This is a genomic window from Sphingobium sp. B8D3A (assembly GCF_025961995.1).
Taxonomy (GTDB): Bacteria; Pseudomonadota; Alphaproteobacteria; order Sphingomonadales; family Sphingomonadaceae; genus Sphingobium.
In genome coordinates this window covers 1,859,074-1,877,305 of sequence record NZ_JAOQOS010000001.1, presented here as the reverse complement: position 1 = coordinate 1,877,305, position 18,232 = coordinate 1,859,074, and the positions used below count along the sequence as shown (strand labels likewise).

The 18,232-nt window shown below is 66.8% G+C and carries 14 protein-coding genes; 4 read left to right on the top strand and 10 right to left on the bottom strand.

Annotated features, from left to right (window positions below):
* Window positions 1–66: 66 nt before the first annotated feature.
* The gene (locus M2342_RS08620; RefSeq protein ID WP_264578771.1) at window positions 67–531 is read right to left on the bottom strand and encodes an energy transducer TonB; all 465 of its coding nucleotides are present in this window, start codon (window positions 529–531) and stop codon (window positions 67–69) included.
* A gap of 192 nt (window positions 532–723) precedes the next feature.
* On the opposite strand from M2342_RS08620, the gene argJ reads away from it, so the two are divergent.
* Both argJ and M2342_RS08610 read left to right on the top strand, forming a co-directional pair.
* Complete coding sequence (gene argJ / locus M2342_RS08615) at window positions 724–1,947, top strand: bifunctional glutamate N-acetyltransferase/amino-acid acetyltransferase ArgJ (RefSeq protein ID WP_264578770.1); 1,224 nt, start codon at window positions 724–726, stop codon at window positions 1,945–1,947.
* Window positions 1,948–1,952: 5 nt separating this feature from the next.
* Entirely contained in the window at window positions 1,953–2,750 is a 798-nt protein-coding gene (locus M2342_RS08610; RefSeq protein WP_264578769.1) for an inositol monophosphatase family protein, read from the top strand.
* Window positions 2,751–2,853: 103 nt separating this feature from the next.
* Here M2342_RS08610 and trxA read toward each other — a convergent pair whose 3' ends face one another.
* From trxA to M2342_RS08565, 9 genes are all read right to left on the bottom strand, one after another.
* Window positions 2,854–3,174, bottom strand: coding sequence for a thioredoxin (gene trxA / locus M2342_RS08605; protein WP_181559514.1), 321 nt, complete (start codon window positions 3,172–3,174; stop codon window positions 2,854–2,856).
* A gap of 29 nt (window positions 3,175–3,203) precedes the next feature.
* On the bottom strand, window positions 3,204–6,680 hold the full coding sequence (gene addA, locus M2342_RS08600; RefSeq protein ID WP_264578768.1) for a double-strand break repair helicase AddA: 3,477 nt from the start codon (window positions 6,678–6,680) through the stop codon (window positions 3,204–3,206).
* Window positions 6,673–9,702: a double-strand break repair protein AddB gene (gene addB / locus M2342_RS08595; RefSeq protein ID WP_264578767.1), complete on the bottom strand. Its 3,030-nt coding sequence runs from the start codon at window positions 9,700–9,702 to the stop codon at window positions 6,673–6,675. The genes addA and addB overlap by 8 nt, the downstream gene beginning before the upstream one ends.
* On the bottom strand, window positions 9,695–10,420 hold the full coding sequence (locus M2342_RS08590; RefSeq protein ID WP_264578766.1) for a nucleotidyltransferase family protein: 726 nt from the start codon (window positions 10,418–10,420) through the stop codon (window positions 9,695–9,697). The genes addB and M2342_RS08590 overlap by 8 nt, the downstream gene beginning before the upstream one ends.
* A complete protein-coding gene (locus tag M2342_RS08585) occupies window positions 10,417–11,409 on the bottom strand; it encodes an aminoglycoside phosphotransferase family protein (protein WP_264580018.1) in 993 nt (330 codons plus the stop codon). The genes M2342_RS08590 and M2342_RS08585 overlap by 4 nt, the downstream gene beginning before the upstream one ends.
* Window positions 11,406–11,864, bottom strand: a complete 459-nt coding sequence (gene tsaE / locus M2342_RS08580) for a tRNA (adenosine(37)-N6)-threonylcarbamoyltransferase complex ATPase subunit type 1 TsaE (protein ID WP_264578765.1) — start codon at window positions 11,862–11,864, stop codon at window positions 11,406–11,408. The genes M2342_RS08585 and tsaE overlap by 4 nt, the downstream gene beginning before the upstream one ends.
* 4 nt (window positions 11,865–11,868) lie before the next feature.
* Window positions 11,869–14,217 carry a PAS-domain containing protein gene (locus tag M2342_RS08575; RefSeq protein WP_413715163.1) on the bottom strand — a complete coding sequence of 783 codons (2,349 nt, stop codon included), beginning with the start codon at window positions 14,215–14,217 and terminating at the stop codon, window positions 11,869–11,871.
* Between the two features lie 92 nt (window positions 14,218–14,309).
* Window positions 14,310–15,356 carry a 2-oxoacid:ferredoxin oxidoreductase subunit beta gene (locus M2342_RS08570; RefSeq protein ID WP_264570157.1) on the bottom strand — a complete coding sequence of 349 codons (1,047 nt, stop codon included), beginning with the start codon at window positions 15,354–15,356 and terminating at the stop codon, window positions 14,310–14,312.
* The gene (locus tag M2342_RS08565; protein WP_264578763.1) at window positions 15,353–17,224 is read right to left on the bottom strand and encodes a 2-oxoacid:acceptor oxidoreductase subunit alpha; all 1,872 of its coding nucleotides are present in this window, start codon (window positions 17,222–17,224) and stop codon (window positions 15,353–15,355) included. The genes M2342_RS08570 and M2342_RS08565 overlap by 4 nt, the downstream gene beginning before the upstream one ends.
* Before the next feature lie 158 nt (window positions 17,225–17,382).
* Between M2342_RS08565 and M2342_RS08560 the strand changes: the two genes are divergently transcribed.
* Complete coding sequence (locus M2342_RS08560; protein ID WP_264578762.1) at window positions 17,383–17,868, top strand: RNA pyrophosphohydrolase; 486 nt, start codon at window positions 17,383–17,385, stop codon at window positions 17,866–17,868.
* A gap of 138 nt (window positions 17,869–18,006) precedes the next feature.
* Window positions 18,007–18,228 carry a hypothetical protein gene (locus M2342_RS08555; RefSeq protein WP_264575917.1) on the top strand — a complete coding sequence of 74 codons (222 nt, stop codon included), beginning with the start codon at window positions 18,007–18,009 and terminating at the stop codon, window positions 18,226–18,228.
* Window positions 18,229–18,232: the final 4 nt, after the last annotated feature.

The following is an 18,232-nucleotide window of genomic DNA, read 5'->3' as shown; positions in this document are numbered from 1 at the left end:
ACCAGTCGGAGAGATGAGCGCCCGGGGAGACCCGGGCGCTTTTTTGTAGCGGACCTTCGCGCCGCATCATTCCTCGAGCTGCCAGCGAATACGCTGGTTAAAGCCGCTTATCACTGGCTGACCCAGCGCATCGCGCGCCGGCGTGTACCGCGCACGCGTCGTGATCATCACGCATGAGGCCTTGTCCAGCACATCATGGCCGCTGCTTTCCACCAGTCTGCAATCGAAAGGCTGGCCGGTCTCATCGACGGTGAAATGGATGATGGTCGCGCCTTCCCAGCCGTTACGCCGGGCGAGCAGAGGATAGTCGACGGCTGGCACGGCTCCCTGCAGCCTCGCCCCCGTTGCTGGCGCTTTCAGGGCATCTTTTGCCGGATCATAAGGCGGCGGAACCGAGACATGTGCATAGTCGTCCTCGATCGCTTCGGGCGCGCCGAGGACCACCGCTTCCGCCAAGGCGCCGAATGCCGCCTCGGCTCGCTCGAAATGCCCTGCATAATCAACGTCGATCTGCACGGCTTTCCAGCCCATAGCAGCAAGGCCCCAAGGCCGGTCACACCGACGAGCGCCAATATAAAATCCTGCGATTTGCGGTTCATGCCCCCATCTCCGTTCCAGCATCATGCCCGGGCGGTGCGTCACAACGCAACAGGCCGGATACGCTTCATTAATAGCCGCACCAGAAGCATTGGCCCCTGCACCATCTTGCGCTAATCGCGCGGCATGACTGACCGATCGCCTCTCGCTCGCCCCTTCCCCGCCCTCCCGGATATTGCCGGTGTGACCCCGCGCGTCGCCCGTGCCCGGTACAAGCAGTGGGATCGCTGCGACCTCACTTATGTGGAACTGGCGGAAGGCACCGCTGTGGCCGGCGTCTTCACGCGCAATGTCTGCTGCTCGACCGAAGTCGAGCTTGGCCGCGAAAGCGCCGCGCAGGGCAAGGCGCGCGCATTGATCGTCAATGCCGGGAACAGCAACGCCTTCACCGGCTTCCGGGGGCGCGAAGCCGTGGACCAGATTCGCGATCAGGTCGCCGGGCACCTGGGTTGCGCCGCCAGCGACGTGTTTGTGAGCTCGACCGGGGTGATCGGCGTGCCCCTGCCCCGCGACAAGGCCCGCGCTGGCGTCGAGGCGGCACTGGCCGCTACGCCCTGCACCTGGGAGCAGGCGGCCGAGACCATCGGCACCACCGACACTTTTGCGAAAGGTGCGACGACAAGCGCGGTGATCGGCGACAAGACCGTCAGCCTCTCCGGCATCATCAAGGGCTCGGGCATGATCGCGCCTGATATGGCGACCATGCTGGGCTATATCTTCACCGATGCTGCCATCGCGCCCGATTTGCTCCAGCAGATGTTGAGCGCCGCCAACCGGCGCAGCTTCTCGTGCATCACCGTGGATGGCGACACCTCCACCAGCGACACCGTGCTGCTCTTCGCGACCGGCAAGGCCGGCAACGCCCCCCTCACGAGCATGGACGATGCCGGCGCCGACGCGTTTCAGGCAGCGCTCAATGACATCTGCACCCAGCTCGCCCAGCTCGTGGTGCGTGATGGCGAAGGGGCGCAAAAGTTCATCGAGGTGGAGGTGACCGGTGCCGTCAGCGACGAGAGCGCCCGGCGCATCGGACTCTCCATCGCCAATTCCCCGCTGGTGAAGACGGCCATTGCGGGTGAAGACGCCAATTGGGGCCGCGTGGTCATGGCGGTCGGCAAGGCCGGCGAACCGGCGGATCGCGACAAGCTCGCCATCCGCTTTGCCGACAAATGGGTGGCGCAGCATGGGCTTGCCGTGGACAGCTATGACGAAGCCCCGGTGGCAGCGCATCTCAAGGGGCAGGATGTCCGCATCGGCGTCGATCTGGGGCTGGGAACGGGTCGTGCGACCGTGTGGACCTGCGATCTCACCCATGGCTACATCTCGATCAACGCCGATTACCGGAGCTAAGCCTCATGAACAGCCTCAGCAGCGCCGTGAGCGCGCTCCTGCGTGATGTCGCGCGCGATGTCGTCCTGCCGCGCTACCAGAACCTCGCCAATCACGAGGTGGAAGAAAAGACGGTCGGCGAACTGGTGACCATTGCCGACCGCGAAGCCGAGTTGCGCCTCAATGAAGGGCTGAGCCGCATCCTGCCCGAGGCGGGCCTTGTCGGCGAGGAAGCCTGCGCGACCGACCCCGGCCTTACTGAAAAGCTCGAAACCGGCCTCAACTGGGTGATCGATCCCATTGATGGGACAGCGAATTTCGCTTCCGGAAAGCCGCCCTTTGCCATCATGGTCGCGCTGGCCGATGCCGGCGTGATCCAGGCGGGCTGGATTCTTGATCCGCTGACCGGGCGCCTGTGCGAGGCCTCGCTCGGACAGGGGGCGTGGATCGATGGCGAACGGGTCGAGGCCAGGGAGAGCGGTGCGGATATCCCGGTCGCCGGACTGTCGGTGCTGTTCCTGAACCCCGCCGACCGGCAGGCGATGATCGACCGCGTCGAAGGCGAGTTCGCTATTGCCGACATTCCGCGCTGCGCCGGGGAGCAATATCCCCGCATCGTGCTGGGCGTGCATGATCTCGCGGCCTTCGAGCGCACCTTGCCTTGGGACCACGCTCCCGGCGCGCTGTTCGTCAACGAGGCGGGTGGCCGTGTCGCCCGCCCGGATAGCTCACCCTATCGGCTGGCGGCCGATCCGGGGCGCGGCCTGCTTGCGGCGGCGTCTCCGGCTCTGTGGGATCGCGCAGCGGCGGTTCTGTACGGTTAATCAATACCCAGCACAAAATGCTGTTTTTTAACGATAACTGAAAACAAAAAGGGCGCCATTTGGCGCCCTTTCTTCGGCTTACCGCCAGTGGTGGCCGATTGCCTTAAAGCTCGCCTTCGATCCAGCCCTTGAGCGCGCTCTTGGGGGCGGCACCGACCTTGGTCGCGGCCGGCGCGCCATTCTTGAACAGGATCATGGTCGGGATGCCGCGCACGCCATAGCGAGTCGGCGCGTCGGGATGGTCATCGATATTGAGCTTGGCGATGGTCACCTTCTCGCCCAATTCCTCGCTGATTTCTTCCAGAGCGGGTCCGATCATCTTGCACGGGCCGCACCATTCAGCCCAGAAATCGACCAGAACAGGCTTGTCGGACGCAATCACGTCCTCATGGAAGCTGGCGTCGGAAATTGCCTTGGTAGCCATCGTCGAAACTCCTTCTGTCGAACGTCTATCTAGGTTGCCGAGGCGTCCGCCTCAAGGTCGGTGCTGCCCAACTTGTGCTCCTGTGCCAGCAAGCCGGGCTTGTGCGCGGCAAGCAAGGCCGGCGGCAGATCGATGAGGCGGGGGGCCGCTGTGTAAAGCAGACTTACCCGTTGCGGACGACCGGGAAAAATCTCGGCCAGCGCCGCCGCATAGGCCGCCATCTGGCGAACATGCGTCATAGGCAAATCCACTGCATTGTCAGGGATATGCCGCCCGGTCTTGAAATCAACAATATGGATGAGATCATCCGTCACCTGCAGCCGGTCCACCGTGCCCGCGATCACCTGCCCGGCTACGACGGCCGCGATGGGCGCTTCTGCCAGCGCATCCGGGCCGAACAGCGCGGCATGCTCGGGGTCGTCGAGTACGGCGCGGACATGCGCGAGCAGGTCGGTGCGCATCCCGGCATCGGCCACGCCGGCCCGCTGCAGCCAGCGCGAGGCGGCAGCAGAGCGCTCGGCGGCAGGCAGATCCGGCAGACGCTCGAACAGCGCGTGGAGCAGCCGGCCCCGCTCTGCGGCGGCACGCATGGCGGCATCCGGCGGCGGATTGGGCACGTCATCCTCGACCAGCGCGGAGGGAGACAACGGACGCGGCGGCCGTGCTTCCTGCGGCGCCGGCGCGCGCAGCCAGGCGGGCAGCGCGGGTTCTGCGGCGCTGGCATCTGCCTCGCGGGCCTTCTTCGGCTTGGCTGGCGCAAGACCCGCCGGGCCGGACCAGCGCAGGGATTTGCCCCAGTCGGGCACGTCCGCCTCGGCAGCCCCGAGCGTCCGCATCGCGAGATCGACAGCCTGATACCAGCTTTCCCTGGGCGGCTCACCCTTGGCGCGGCTACCGAGCGATCCGGTGACGATCAGCCGCTCTTCTGCGCGCGTGAGGCCGACATAGAGCAAGCGCCAATGTTCCTCCATGTCGAGCCGCTCGGCGGACTGCATGGCTTGTTCGATCGCCGGCGCGGCTTCGCCCTTGGCGGGGCGGATGAGCGGCAAGCGGGCGGCCTCGGTCACCGGCAGGCTCACGGCGTCGGCGCGGGGGCGCTGGCTGGGATCAAAGGCGGCATCGGCCAGAATGACGATGGGCGCCTCCAGCCCCTTGGCGCCATGCACGGTCATCACCCGCACCATGTCACCGCCCTCGCCCAGTTCGCGCTTGATGTCCGCGTCGCCACGGTCGAACCAGTCGATGAACCGCTGCAGCGAGGGATGATCGTCGGCCTCGAAGCCCAGAGCGACATTGAGCAGCTCGTCAATGGCATCGCGCGCTTCCTCGCCGAGCCGGGCGATCAGCTTGCGCCGACCGTCCATGGCGCCGGAGAGAATGGCCTCGAGATAGCGATAGGGCGTCGTGAAATCGGCCTGCCCCAGCAGCGTGCGCAGCGGGGCCTGAAGCTCCGCCGCCAACGTGGCCCGGACATGGCTCCACAGCGAGCCATCGCGCGGGACGGCGCGCGCCAGCAATTCATCCTGCGTCCAGCCGATCAGCGGCGAGACCAGCAGGTTGGCGAGATTGAGATCGTCTTCGGGCTGCACCGCAAAGCGCAGGGCCGCCAACAGATCGCGCACGGCGAGCGGGGCCTGAAGCCGCAGCCGGTCCACACCCGCCACCGGCACCCCCACCTCATACAGCCGCGCGACGATCAGCCGGGAGAGCGCGCTGCGGCTACGGAGCAGGATCAGCACATCGCCGGCGCGCGCCGGGCGACCTTGCGTGGCCAGCGGCGTGCCGATCATGCCCTTGACCAGCCGCGCGATCTTCTCGGCATGGCGGCGCTGTTGATCGGCCAGCCAGTCTTCCTCTCCCTCGCCGGCAGTCTCGTCAGCCTCGCCGTCCTCATCGCTCTCGCTCGGCAGCAATGAGGTCGGCGGAAGCAGCAGCACCTCGCCGGGATGCTGGCGGGCGGCCTGATGGGGGGCGGACGGCGACTCCAGCCCCAGGCGATCATGCCCCACCGCGTCCAGCACCGCGTCGACGACATCGAGCACGGCCGGCATGGAGCGGAAGCTGCGGGCCAAAGGCAATTCGGCGAAGGGGTGGCCGACGCGCTCGGTTGCCTCGCGGAAGCGCTGCAGGGCGCTGGAAAAGGCCTCGGGACTGGTGCCCTGAAAGCCGAAGATCGCCTGCTTGGTATCGCCCACCACGAACAGGGTGCGCAGCCGCGCCTGCTCGTCGGGCTCAACCTCGAGGAACTCCTCGACGATGGACCAGACGATGTCCCACTGCGCGTCATTGGTGTCCTGCGCCTCGTCCACCAGGATATGGTCGACCTGCTGATCGAGCTTGTAGCGGATCCAGTCCGCCATGCCGGGCTGGATGAGCAGCGCGCTCGCGCGGCCGATCAGATCATCGAAATCGACAGCGCCAGCCTGTCGCTTGGCCTTGGCATAGGCCCGCGCATAAGCACGGCCCGCCGTCAGTCCCTGCGCCGCCGTGCGCGCGAAGGCGGCTTGCTTGCGCAGATCGAGCAGAGCCTTGATCGCCGCGCCGCACGCGCTGGCGAGATCGACATAATCCGGCTCGGCTTCCAGCAGGTTCTTGTTGGCGCGGTTCTTGACCTCGCCTTCCTTGGTGAGCAGCACGCCGAGCAGGTCCGCCAGTCCCTCGGCGCGCTGGACCTCGGAGCCGCTTAGCCAAGCCGCGATCATATCAGCGCACGCTAGGCCGGATTTGGCACCCCATGCACCATTGGCCCGCGCGACGGCCTGCAACGCGGCCACCGGAAACACGCCCTCGGCGCAGCGATCCGCCAGATGCGCATCGATGTCGCCATCCGGCAGGTCGAGGAAGGCAAGGAGGAAGCCCGCCAGATCTTCCGGCAACATCTCCAGCAGTTGCGCCGCGGGCACGCAGCGCGCGAGATAGGCCTGCGTGCCTTCCTCGCCCAGCCGCAGGGCCAGCATCTCCAGCGCCGCCAGCACCGGATCGTCCTGCGCCTGCCCGGCCTCCTCGATCATCGCGATCAACGCACGCCGGGCCAGCTCGCCCTGCCCGCGCTCGTCGAGCGGCCGGAACCCGGGGACCAGCCCTGCCTCCAGCGGGAAGGCAGTCAGCAGGGCCTGACAGAAGCTGTGAATGGTCTGGATGCGCAGCCCGCCGCCGGTCGCATCCAGCACGCGCGCGAACAGCAGGCGGGCGCGGGCGATCGCCTCCGGCCCCGGATCCTCGCCGAGCGCCACCAGATCGCGCGCGACGTCGACGGACTGCCCCTGCACCCAGCGCGCCAACCGGCTGTGCACGCGCTCGGCCATTTCCGCAGCGCCCGCCTTGGTGAAGGTGAGGCACAAAATGCGCTCGGGCGCGACGCCGCTCAGCAGCAGCCGCAGAACCCGGGCCGAGAGCACAGCGGTCTTGCCGGTGCCGGCGGAGGCGCGCACCCAGCGATGGGCGGCGGGGTCCGAGGCGCTGGCCTGCTCGTGCGTCAGCCGGTTGAGTTCGCCCGCCTCAGCCATAGTTCACCTCCGGCAGGGGCTCGGCCCGCCGATCCCGCGCGAACCACTCATCCAGCCGCATGAGTTGGTCATAATCGGTGAACACGGGTGCATCGCTGTGCGGGCGTGCGGCGAACGGCTCGTCGCCTGTCAGCCAGCGCGCCACGGCATCATCGAAGAAGCCGGCGACCATCGCGAGGAAATCTGCCGTCACGATCCGCCTGTAGCTGCCCTTGGGGTCGGTCAACGGACGCTTGAAGCCGAAATTGCCATCCGTGCCCTTGCCGAGCTTCCAATATTCAAAGGCGCTCACATCCGATCCGGCGGCAAGACCCGCTTCCTTCGCAAACCCGCCGGCCTGCGCGATCAGCCCTAGCAAACCGAGCTGGAGCGAGAAGCCGGCCTTGACCTGCTTGACCGAGGCGGTCGCGCCGCTCTTGTAATCAACTATGGCCAGCGTGCCGTCCGCAACCCGGTCGATTCGGTCGGGCTTGCCGCGCAGGGTCACGCCTGCCCGCTCGATGCGGCCCCATTTTTCGCCGAACAGCACCTCGCGCCCCTGGCCGGCCTGACCGCGCACGGCGCTCGCCACCCAGTCGAGCGCGGCCAGCAAACGCGGCTGCCAGAGCGTCTTGAGCAGCGGATGGGCTTGCGCCTGCGCGATCATTTCCTGCGCCAGCGCAGAGAGCCGCGCCGGATCGTGCCCGCCTTCTTCCATCCAGCGCTGGAGGACATCATGCGCGCGGGTACCACGCCAGGCCGGGCCGGGGTCGGCATCCACGACGTCCAGCGGCGCCAGACGCAGAATGCGCGCGGCGTAGAAGGCATAAGGATCGGCCCGCAAGCGATCGACATCGGTGACGGCGATCTCGCGCGGGCGCAGGTCGGCGCGTGGGCGAGGCGCCGGTGCGCGATAGGCCGGCGCAGGAGCATCGGGCCTGTCGATGGCCCGTGCCAGCGCGATCAGCCTGTCATCCTCCACCCAGCGCGCGCCGGTCATGGCCTTGAGCCGCAGCCAGAAGCGCGAGGCGACGGTGGGCGCGGAGGCATCCCGCCGGGCACGGGAGAGGATCACCTGCGGCGCGCCTAGCCCATTGGCGAAATCATGCGCGGAGAGACCGATGCGATAATCCAGCCCCGGCAGGCCAAGCGCGCGGCGGATGCGCGGGGCGAGCCATGGGTCCGGAGACGGCAGGCCCGGCCAGACGCCTTCATTGAGGCCGGCAAGGATCATCAGATCGGCCTGCTGCAGCCGCGCTTCCAGCAAGCCCAGGATCTGCAGGCGCGGGTGACCACCCTGCGGGGGACGCACGGCCTGCCCGCCGAGGATCTGCGCGAGCATCCCCACGAAGCCGGCGCCATCCGCGCGCGCCGGCCCTTGCGGTGCTGCGGCTTCCGCATCGCCCAGGCATTGCGCGGCGGCATGACCCTGATGACCGGCCCAGACGCGCTCCTCCGTCAAGGCCGAGGCCGTCTCGCGGACGGCAGCAAACAGGCCAGGCAGGCTCTGCTCTTCAGAAAAGGCGGCCTCCAGAGGCGTCAGCAGTGCCACGACCTGCGCCCACCAGGGACGCAGCGTTTCCCTCATCACCTGCTGCCGGCTGCCCTTTTCCGCGAGCAAGGCGGTGACACCGGCCAATCCCGCCGCCGGCCGGGGGCCGCGCAGCACCAGATCAAGGCGGCGCACGGATTCGAGCCACGCCAGCCGCTCGTCACCAGCCATCACCAGCGGATGCTTGAGCAGCGCCAGCAGCGGCACCGGCGCGAACTGTTCGGCACCGGCCTGCACGAGCGCCAGCAGCAGCGTGCCGGGCGGAAGCTGGGAGAGTGGACGGCCGGCGCTGTCGTCAGCGTCGATTCCCCAGCGGCGCAGATGCGCGGACACCCGCGTCGCGAGCGCGCGATCCGGCGTCACGAGCGCGGCCGTGCGCCCTTCCGTCTCCACCGCCTCGCGCAGGGCGATGGCGATGGCCTGCGCCTCCTCGGCCGGGTTTGCCGCCTCGATGGCGCGGACATCCTTGAGCGAACGCTGCGCGGTCGGCACATCCGGCCAGCCTCCGGTCAGCAAGGCCGGCAGCATGGCGTTGCTGATGGCCTTCCCCCGTGCGGCGCGGGCATCATGCTCGCTGCCCCAGCGCCAAAGCGCGACCTCGGCGCGGTGGGCATCCATCCGCTCCAGCAGCAGCTTGAGCGCGAATTGCGGGTGCGATTCATTGGCGGGCGGCGGCAGATCGCGCCCCGGCTCCGGGCGCGCGACGGGGCAGATCGCATCCCATTGCTCATCCGAGAGATTCTGGTCGAGATCGGGCAGCACTACAGCGCCGCGCGGCAGGCCGGCGACCGTCTTGAGCAACCCGGCCACGGCTGGCGTATTGGTGACGATACCAGCGGCGACAACGAAGCGCTCCGGCGGCACCTCGCGCCAGCGGGCCGCAACATGATCGAGCAGGCGATTGCGCCGCTCGGCCATGTCGATCAGCCCGCGCGCGGCCAGCTCCTGCTGCCATTGGGCCGCCAATGCATCGAAATCGCTGAACGCGGCCTGCCAGTGGTGCGAGAGGTCATCGGGCTGCAGCGCCTTGAGATCGGCAAGCGCCTTGCGCTCGACGGTCAACTGGTCGAAGGCGCCCGCCAGCGCCGTCGCCAGCCGCCAGCCCTCGCCCGTCTCAAGCCGCTCGCCCCGCCGTGCGCGCTGGTCGATCACCAGCCGGGTCAGGATCATCAGCCGCTCGGCCGGCGCGATGGCTTGCGGAATATCCGCTTCCGCGCCGATCGGGCTGAGCGCGCTGCCCAGCGCTTCATCGAGATCGATATCGCCGATGGGCACCAGCCTCGGCAGCAGCAACCCGTTGCCGGAGGCGCGCACGAACGCATCGCGCACCGCCCGCACCGCACGATTGTTCGGCAGCAATATGATGCCGCGTGCGAGCGACAGCCCGCCATCACGCCCACCATGCTGGGCGAGCAGCCCGGCGGCGAGCGCATCCGAAAATGCCCGGTGAGCGGGGATGGTAAAGATGGCCGGCGCGCGGCGCTCAGCCATCAGCCAATCCTGCCTCGACCAGCGGAATCGCCTGCGGGGTGCCGACATCGAACCATTGGCCGCCATGGCTGAGGCCAAAGGCGCGGCCCTGTTCGATCGCGCGGTCCCAGAAAATATTGGTCGAGAAGACCTCGCCCGGCGGATCGCGCACCAGGCGCGGCGAGAGGATTTGCACGCCGGTGAAGACGAACGGCGCCACGCGGCCGGGCTTGCGCCGGCTCAGGCGACCATTGGCCTCCATGTGGAAATCGCCAAGACCACGATGACCGGTGGCGCGGGCGTGCGGGATGAGCAGCAGCAACGCATCCATCGCATCATCATCCCAGCGGTCGGCCAGCGCACGGATGGAATCGAACGGCCCGTTGATCCACAGATTGTCGCTGTTCGCGCAGAGGAAGGGCTTGTCGCCAAGCAGCGGCAGCGCCTTGACGAGGCCGCCGCCGGTTTCCAGCAACCGGGCGCGCTCGTCGGAGACCGGATAGCTCGCACCCGTCCGCCGGGTGCGCGAGTCCAGATGCGCCTCGATGGGCCCGGCAAGATAATGGACGTTCACCACCGTGCGGCGAATGCCGGCGTCCTCGATGCGGTCCAGCGCGTGATCCATGAGCGGCTGGCCGGCCACGCGGATCAGTGGCTTGGGCCGTGTGGCCGTGAGCGGACGCATCCGCTTGCCGAGGCCAGCGGCCATCAGCATCGCCGTCTCAAGCGTGGTGCTCATTGCGCGGATTGCCCCGCATCCAGCCGGCCCCGCGCCGAGGCGGGCACATTCTGCGCGAACCAGTCGGCCACCGGCGCGAGCGCGGGATGGGCAAGATCGCGCTCCAGCAGCCCCCACATGCGCGGCAGGAAATCGAGATAGCGCGGCTTGCCATCGCGCTTCCACAGCCGCGTGAAAATGCCGATGATCTTGGCATTGCGCTGAGCTCCCAGCACCGCATAAGCCGCCTTGAAATCCGGCGAGACTTTCGCGCGCGCCTGATAACGCGCCAGCATTGCCTGCTCCACAGCGAGACTCACATCGCGCCGGGCATCCTGCAGGAGCGAGACGAGGTCATAAGCCGGGTGGCCGGCCAGCGCGTCCTGAAAGTCCAGCAGACCAAGCCCGCGCGAGCGCGCATGGTCCGGCAGCAGCATGATGTTCTCGGCATGATAATCGCGCAGCACCGTCACCACTGGCGCGACATCCTGCTCGGCAATCGGCAGCACCTTGTCCCATGCTGCGGTGTAGCCCGGCGCGTCGACCGCGAGCCCTGCCGCCGGCGCGTACCATTCGGTCAACAGCGCTGCCTCGCGCTGGTAGACGGTGCGATCATAAGGCGCGAGGCCGCTCTGGGCCGGCTGCTCATGAAGATCGACGAGAAGGTCCACGGCGCGGGTATAGATCGCCATCTCCTCGGCCGGCGCGGCGTCCAGATGCTCGCGCACCCGCGCATCGCCAAAATCCTCGAGCAGCACGAGGCCCTGCGTGAGATCCCGCGCCAATATGGCGGGCGCCGCGAATCCGCTTTCGCACAGCCACTCGCCCACGCTGATGAATGGGCGCGGATCTTCATGCGGCGGCGGGGCGTCCATCAAAATGGCGCGACGATCACCCTCGACCACGCGGAAATAGCGCCGGAACGAAGCGTCACCGGCAAGCGGCAGGATCTCGGCCCCTGCCCATCCGGCTTGATCGAGAAATGCGCGCGCGCTCTGTGGTGGGATCATATGACTGGCCATCGGCTCTCCCAAACGCGCGGCACCCGCGCTGTCAAGCGGCGCGTGCCGTCCGCCAAAATGTCGATCTGCAAGGCAAGGGCGATGGCATCGTAGCGCCCCGCCAGCCGGTCGGGCCATTCGATCGCCAGCGCGCCATCTTCGAGCCATTCGTCCAGCCCGAGTTCGCCGAGATCGCCCGTGTCCTCGATACGATAGAGATCGACATGGCCGACCGGCAGACGCGTTTCCGGCGGCTCATAGCCCTGCAGAATGGCAAAGGTCGGGCTTGGCACATCGCCTTCATGCCCAAGGCCCGTGAGCAGGCCACGCGCGAGCGTCGTCTTGCCGGCGCCCAGCCCGCCGGTAAGCGTAATCACATCGCCGGGCCGCAGTTTCGCGCCCAAGGCTGCGCCGAAATCGGTGAGCGCGTCTGCCGAGGAGAAGACAAGGGCATGATCGGACACGCCATCATCCTCCGCGCGGCAGAGTGAGCGTGACGCTGGTCCCCTGCCCGGGCTCGGAGACGAGATCGACGCTGCCGCCATGCGCTTCCACGAACTGGCGCACCAGCGGCAATCCCAGCCCCTGATTGGCCCCATCGCCGTGACGCCCGAACCGCACGAACACGTCGAACAGATGCGCCTGTGTCTTAGCATCGATGCCCGGGCCGTCATCGGACACGATGATGCGCACCACGTCCGGCGCGGGCTGCACATGCACAAGCACCCGCCCGCCCCGGCTCACGAAACTCACTCCATTATCCACCACATGGGCGAGAGCCTGCCGCAACCGGCGCTCGTCGCCCGACACGGTGCCTGGCTCCTGCTCGAACGACATGTCCACCGTCACATCGCGCGAGTCCGCCTTGTCGCTCAGGCCGTCGACCACCTGCCGCACCATCGCGGCCACATCGATGTCGCGCCTCTCGATGGGCAAGCCGCCCGCCGCGCCCTGAGTCAGGTCCAGCACATTGTCGATCAGTCGCGTCAGACGCGTCGTCGCCGTCATGATGGCATTCACATAGTCACGCGACTGGGCGCTCAATTCGCCCGCATAGCCGGCCTCCATCATCTCGGCGAAGCCGACGATGGAGGTGAGCGGCGTGCGCAACTCGTAGCTCATGTTGGAGACGAAGGCGGTCTTCACCCGGTCGGCATCCTCCAGCGCTTCATTGCGATCCCGCAGGGCCTGCTCAATGCGCCGGCTGTCGGTGGTGTCGAGCATGGTGAACAGCGCGTTGCCGTCCGGCAGCGGGATGGCCGCAAACTCGAAGAAGCGCCCGTCCGCAAAGGCGATGCGCCCGCCACGCTGACGGCGCTCCATCGTCGCCGCGCGGATGAGTTGGTGGACAAGGCCTGCCTGTTCGGGGCGCGCGAGGCGATCCGCCAGCGCCGACATGAGTTCATCAACGCGCGGATGCGCCGCCATGGTTGTGTCGGGCACCGACCAGATCTTAGTGAAGCGGCTGTTCCACAGATGCAGACGACCGTCGGAGGCGAACACGGCAATCGCCTCGAACAGATTGTCGAGCGTGGCCGTGCGCACCCGCAGCAGCGTATCGCGCGCCGAGGCCAACTGGACATGCTCGGTACGGTCCTCGAAGATGACCAGCAGGCCGCCATCGGGCAGCGGCTGGGCGTAGACGCGCAGATGCACGCCATCGCGCAGGCGCCACTGCTCCTCATGCGCGGAGGGCGAGAGGAACCAGTTGCGGCGCTCCTGCCGCCACGCGCGGAAATCCGGTGTGTCGGGCACCTGCCCGCTGTCCCGCATGGCATCCAGCACGCGGTCAAAATGGGTATCGAACGCCGCTGTCTCCGGCGTCAGGCCGAACAGGCTGAGGAAGGGCTGATTGCAGAACTGCAGCAGTTGATTGGCACCGAACTGAACGACGCCGGCCGACAGCCTGTCCAGCATGTCCCGGTTGGCTTGCGAGAGGTGGCGCAGTTCGGCCCGCACCTCCTCCAGCTCCTGCATGTCGATCGCGTAACCTGCAACGCCCGAGGGGCCGAGCGGGACATCGACGACCTTCATCAACCGGCGCTTGCCATCGATGGTGACCGGCAGCATCCGAGCAGTAGGGGCCTTGCGCGCGGCGGCATTGGCGGCCGATGCGCGCGGGGAAATGCCGTCGACTGCTTCGACAAGCTCAATGCCTTGCTCGATCACATCCTGCGCGGATTTTCCGTCCACCGCCTTCACATAGGCGCTGTTGACCAGGCTGATCTGATGATCGGCGGCGCGGTGCCAGACCGGCATGGGCGCCGCCTCGATCACACCCGAGAGCGCATCGAGGGCCTGGCGATACTGCCCGACCTGCCCGCGCAGCTCCTGGATCTGCGCGAAGCTGTCGGTCGCGTCGAAGACCCAGAGCACGACCGTGCCGGCCTTGCCGAGCCGCGTGCCCACCGGACCGCCACGCATGAGCAGCATCCGGTCCGACCCGTTGACGCGCACCGGTAGCGTGAAGGGGCGGCCGCCCTGTTGCGCCGCTGCAATTTCGGTGCCGAGCGCGCGGGCATGATCGGGCTCCAGGCCGCCATCTGCATCCAGCAGCCGATCGAGGTCGGTGGGCGCGGTCTCACGGCCGAGCCATGCGGCGAGCCTGTCCGGCGCATCCAGCTTGCCATCGGGGCGGATGAGCAAGGGCACAGCGGGCGCGGAATTCAGCAGATCGACCAGTTGCGCAGCGTGCGTGCGCGCCAGCGCCGCCTTGCGCCGCATCGAGAGGCCGGTGAACAGCGCCCAGACCGCCAGCACCAGCCAGACGGCCAGCACGGCACCCACGATCAGCGGAAAGAATGGGACATTGGCAATCACGGGAGTGGATTACGGGCCAATCCACCCTGAGACAAGGTCGGCTTGCGCCTTCTTTGGCGTGGGCCGGATAAGAAAAGGAACCGGCGCCCTCAGAGCGCCGGGCCGTCCTTCGTCACCGTCCAGGTCTGGCCCTGGCTCACCAGCTTCTGCAGGTCCGGCGTCTTGCCCTTGGCCAGCAGGGCATTCTGCTCCACCACGGCCTGCTCGAAGCTCGCCTTGGGGGCATCGTAGAGCACGCCCAGCGCCATCGGGAACAGGCCGAAGGGCATTTCCACCAGCATGTGCGCAACGGCGCGGTTGGTGACGTCATGGACGATCACGCCGGCTGCCTGCCAATCACCATCGACCACATCCACGACCTTGAGCGTCAGCGCCTCGCGGTCGAGCGCGATGCCTTTAGCGCCCTTATCGAAGAGCAGCGGCTTGCCATGCTCTACCCAGAGCTGGCCGACATCGGCATTCTTCTTCTCGGTGAAGTCGGCGAACACATCCTTGTTGTAGACGATGCAGTTCTGGAAAATTTCCACAAACGCCGCACCCTTGTGCTCATAGGCGGCCTTGAGCACGTCCGGCAGCTGCTTGGACACGTCATAGGCCCGCGCGATGAACCGGGCACCCGAGCCGAGCGCGAAGGCGCAGGGCCGGGCCGGATGGTCGACCGAACCGAACGGCGTGGACGGGCTCTTGGTCCCCTCCCGGCTCGTCGGCGAATACTGCCCCTTGGTGAGGCCGTAGATCTCGTTGTTGAACAGCAGGATCTGGCAATCGAGGTTGCGACGCAGGATGTGCATCGTGTGGTTGCCGCCGATGGAAAGGCCATCGCCGTCGCCGGTGACGATCCACACGTCCAGTTCCGGATTGGCCAGCTTCACGCCCGTCGCCACCGCCGGCGCACGGCCGTGGATGGTGTGGAAGCCGTAGCTCTCGACATAATAAGGAAAGCGCGAGGAGCAGCCGATGCCCGAAACGAACACAGTGTTCTTGGGGTCTGCGCCCAGCTGCGGCAGCGTGCGCTGAACGGCCTTCAGGATGGCGTAGTCACCGCAACCCGGGCACCAGCGCACCTCCTGATCGGTCTCCCAGTCCTTGAGGCTGGTCTCGACGCGCGGCTTGGTCAATGTGGTCATGTCGTTCATGCGAGCATCCCCTCGATGGCCGCCTCGATTTCCGCGATGCGGAAGGGCTGACCCGAGATCTTGTTGAGCGGGCGGGCATCCAGCAGATACTGGTCGCGCAGCACGGTCTTGAGCTGGCCGGTGTTCATCTCCGGCACGAGGATCTTCTCGTAGCCGGCGAGCAGCTCACCCAGATTTTCCGGCAGCGGCCAGATATGGCGGATGTGGATGTGCGAGACATCCAGCCCCTTGCGCCGCACGCGTCGCACGGCCTGAAGGATTGGCCCGTAGGTCGAGCCCCAGCCGACGACGACGAGCTTGCCGCTCTCCTCGCCCAGCGACACATCCTGCCGCACGCCTTTGGCGATGCCCAGCACCTTGTCGCGGCGCAGTTCGGTCATGGCCTGGTGGTTGGCCGGCGCATAGTTGATGTGGCCGGTGTTCACTTCCTTCTCGATGCCGCCAATGCGGTGCATGAGATCGGGCGTGCCCGGCTTGATCCAGGGCCGTGCCAGCTTCTCATTGCGGGCATAGGGCTTGAGGCCGCCTTCCGGCACGGCATCCAGGAACTTGACCGTGAACGGCTCGTAACCGCTCATGTCCGGCACTTTCCAAGGCTCGGCGGCATTGGCGATGTAGCCGTCGGTCAGCAGCATCACCGGCGTCATATACTCGGTGGCGATCCGGCATGCCTCGATGGCGCAATCGAACGCGTCTGCGGGCGAGCGCGCGGCGATGACCGGCATCGGCGCATCGCCGTTACGGCCATAGACTGCCTGATAGAGGTCCGACTGCTCGGTCTTGGTCGGCAGACCGGTCGAGGGACCGCCACGCTGTGAGTTCACGATCACCAGCGGCAGCTCGGTCATGATCGCAAGGCCCATCGCCTCGCCCTTGAGCGCGATGCCGGGGCCGGACGAGCTGGTGACGCCCAGTGACCCAGCATAGCTCGCGCCAATCGCGCTGGCGATGGCGGCGATCTCGTCCTCGGCCTGGAACGTCGTCACGCCATATTCCTTGAGGCGCGAGAGATGATGCAGGATCGAGCTCGCCGGCGTGATCGGATAGCCGCCGAAGAACATAGGCAGGCTGGCCAGCTGCGCACCCGCGACGAGACCGAGCGAGATCGCCTCGGCGCCCGTCACCGTGCGATAGAGACCCTCGGGGGCCGGCGCCGGGGCGACATGGAGCTGCTTGAGCGGCGCGGCCAGCTCGGCGGTCTCGCCATAGGCATGGCCGGCATTGAGGGCGGCGATGTTGGCATCGGCAATTTCCGGCGCCTTGGCGAACTTGGCCTTCAGCCAGTCGATGATCGGCTGACGGCTGCGGTCGAACATCCACAACGCCAGGCCCAGCGTCCACATGTTCTTGGAGCGCAGCGCTTCCTTGTTGCCAAGGCCGAAGGGCTTCACGCTTTCCAGCGTCAGCGCGGAGATATCAAACGCCAGCACCTGCCAGCGCGCCAGCGAGCCATCCTCCAGCGGATTGCTCTCATATTTCGCCTTGGCAAGATTGCGCTCGTTGAACTCGCCCGTGTCGGCGATGATGAGGCCACCGGACTTCAAATCCACGACATTGGTCTTGAGCGCGGCCGGGTTCATCGCGATCAGGATATCGGGCGCATCGCCGGCCGTTGTGATCTCGGACGAGCCGAAGTTGATCTGGAACGCCGAAACGCCGAACAGCGTGCCCTGCGGCGCCCGGATTTCCGCCGGAAAATCGGGGAAGGTCGCAAGGTCATTGCCTGCCAGCGCGGTGGACAGGGTGAATTGCCCGCCAGTGAGCTGCATGCCATCGCCACTGTCTCCGGCAAAACGGACGACAACGGCTTCGGGCGCAGCCTCTTCGCTGCTGTGAGTTATGGTCGATGTGGGTGCGGCAGATGCCATGCTCAGACTCTAGTAATGCAGTGGTTGCATCGCCCCTAGTCCGTCGAGCCCAGCCGAGCAAAGTAGAAAAGCTGCGCGCGACAGAGCATTGCCTTTTTCTCTCCGGCTTGCCATCGCGGCCGTGAACTTCTTTTAACGGATGAAATCGCGACCTCGTCATGACCAAGATCGACCCCGCCTCTCTCCCCTACCGCCCCTGCGTCGGCATTATGCTGGCGAACCGTCAGGGCGAGGTGTTCGTAGGCCAGCGACTCGATTCCAAGGAAAGCGATGCCTGGCAGATGCCGCAGGGCGGCATCGACAAGGGCGAGACGGCCGAGCAGGCACTGCTGCGCGAACTGGGCGAGGAAACCGGCATTGCGGCCGATCTCGTCGACATCATTGCCCGCTCGACCGAAGAGCATCTTTACGATCTGCCCGAAGAGCTGATGGGCCGGCTGTGGGGCGGCAAATATCGCGGCCAGACGCAACGCTGGTTCCTGCTGCGCTTCAAGGGCGAGGATAGCGATATCGACATTGCCACCGAGCATCAGGAATTCATGGCGTGGCAGTGGGTCACGTCCGACCGACTGGTGGATCTGATCGTGCCGTTCAAGCGCCCGGTCTATCGCGCCGTCGTGCAGGAATTTGCGCACCTGCTCTAAAATCGGGGCTGGCAAGAACGCCGGCACCGTCCCATCCTGAAACAGCTACCGCGCGGGCCCGCCTACTGCGATTGCAGATGGTTAACGCGATCCTTACCTGTGCATCTCGCCTTTCGGACTCGATGCACAGGACCAGAGATGCGCAAGATCGCCCGCCTCTTCACCATTCGCACCAAGTTCGAGGCCTATCTGGCGATCTTCGGCGTCGCCATGGGCGCGACCGCACGGGGTGCCCATTATCTTGAGGTCTATCCCGGCTTTCCGGGCTATCTGCTCTACGCCAGCTGCTGCGGAGCGGTGATGATCGTGGGCGGACTGATGATCGATGGGGTGACCCTCAAGCAGACCTACTGCCACTGAACCC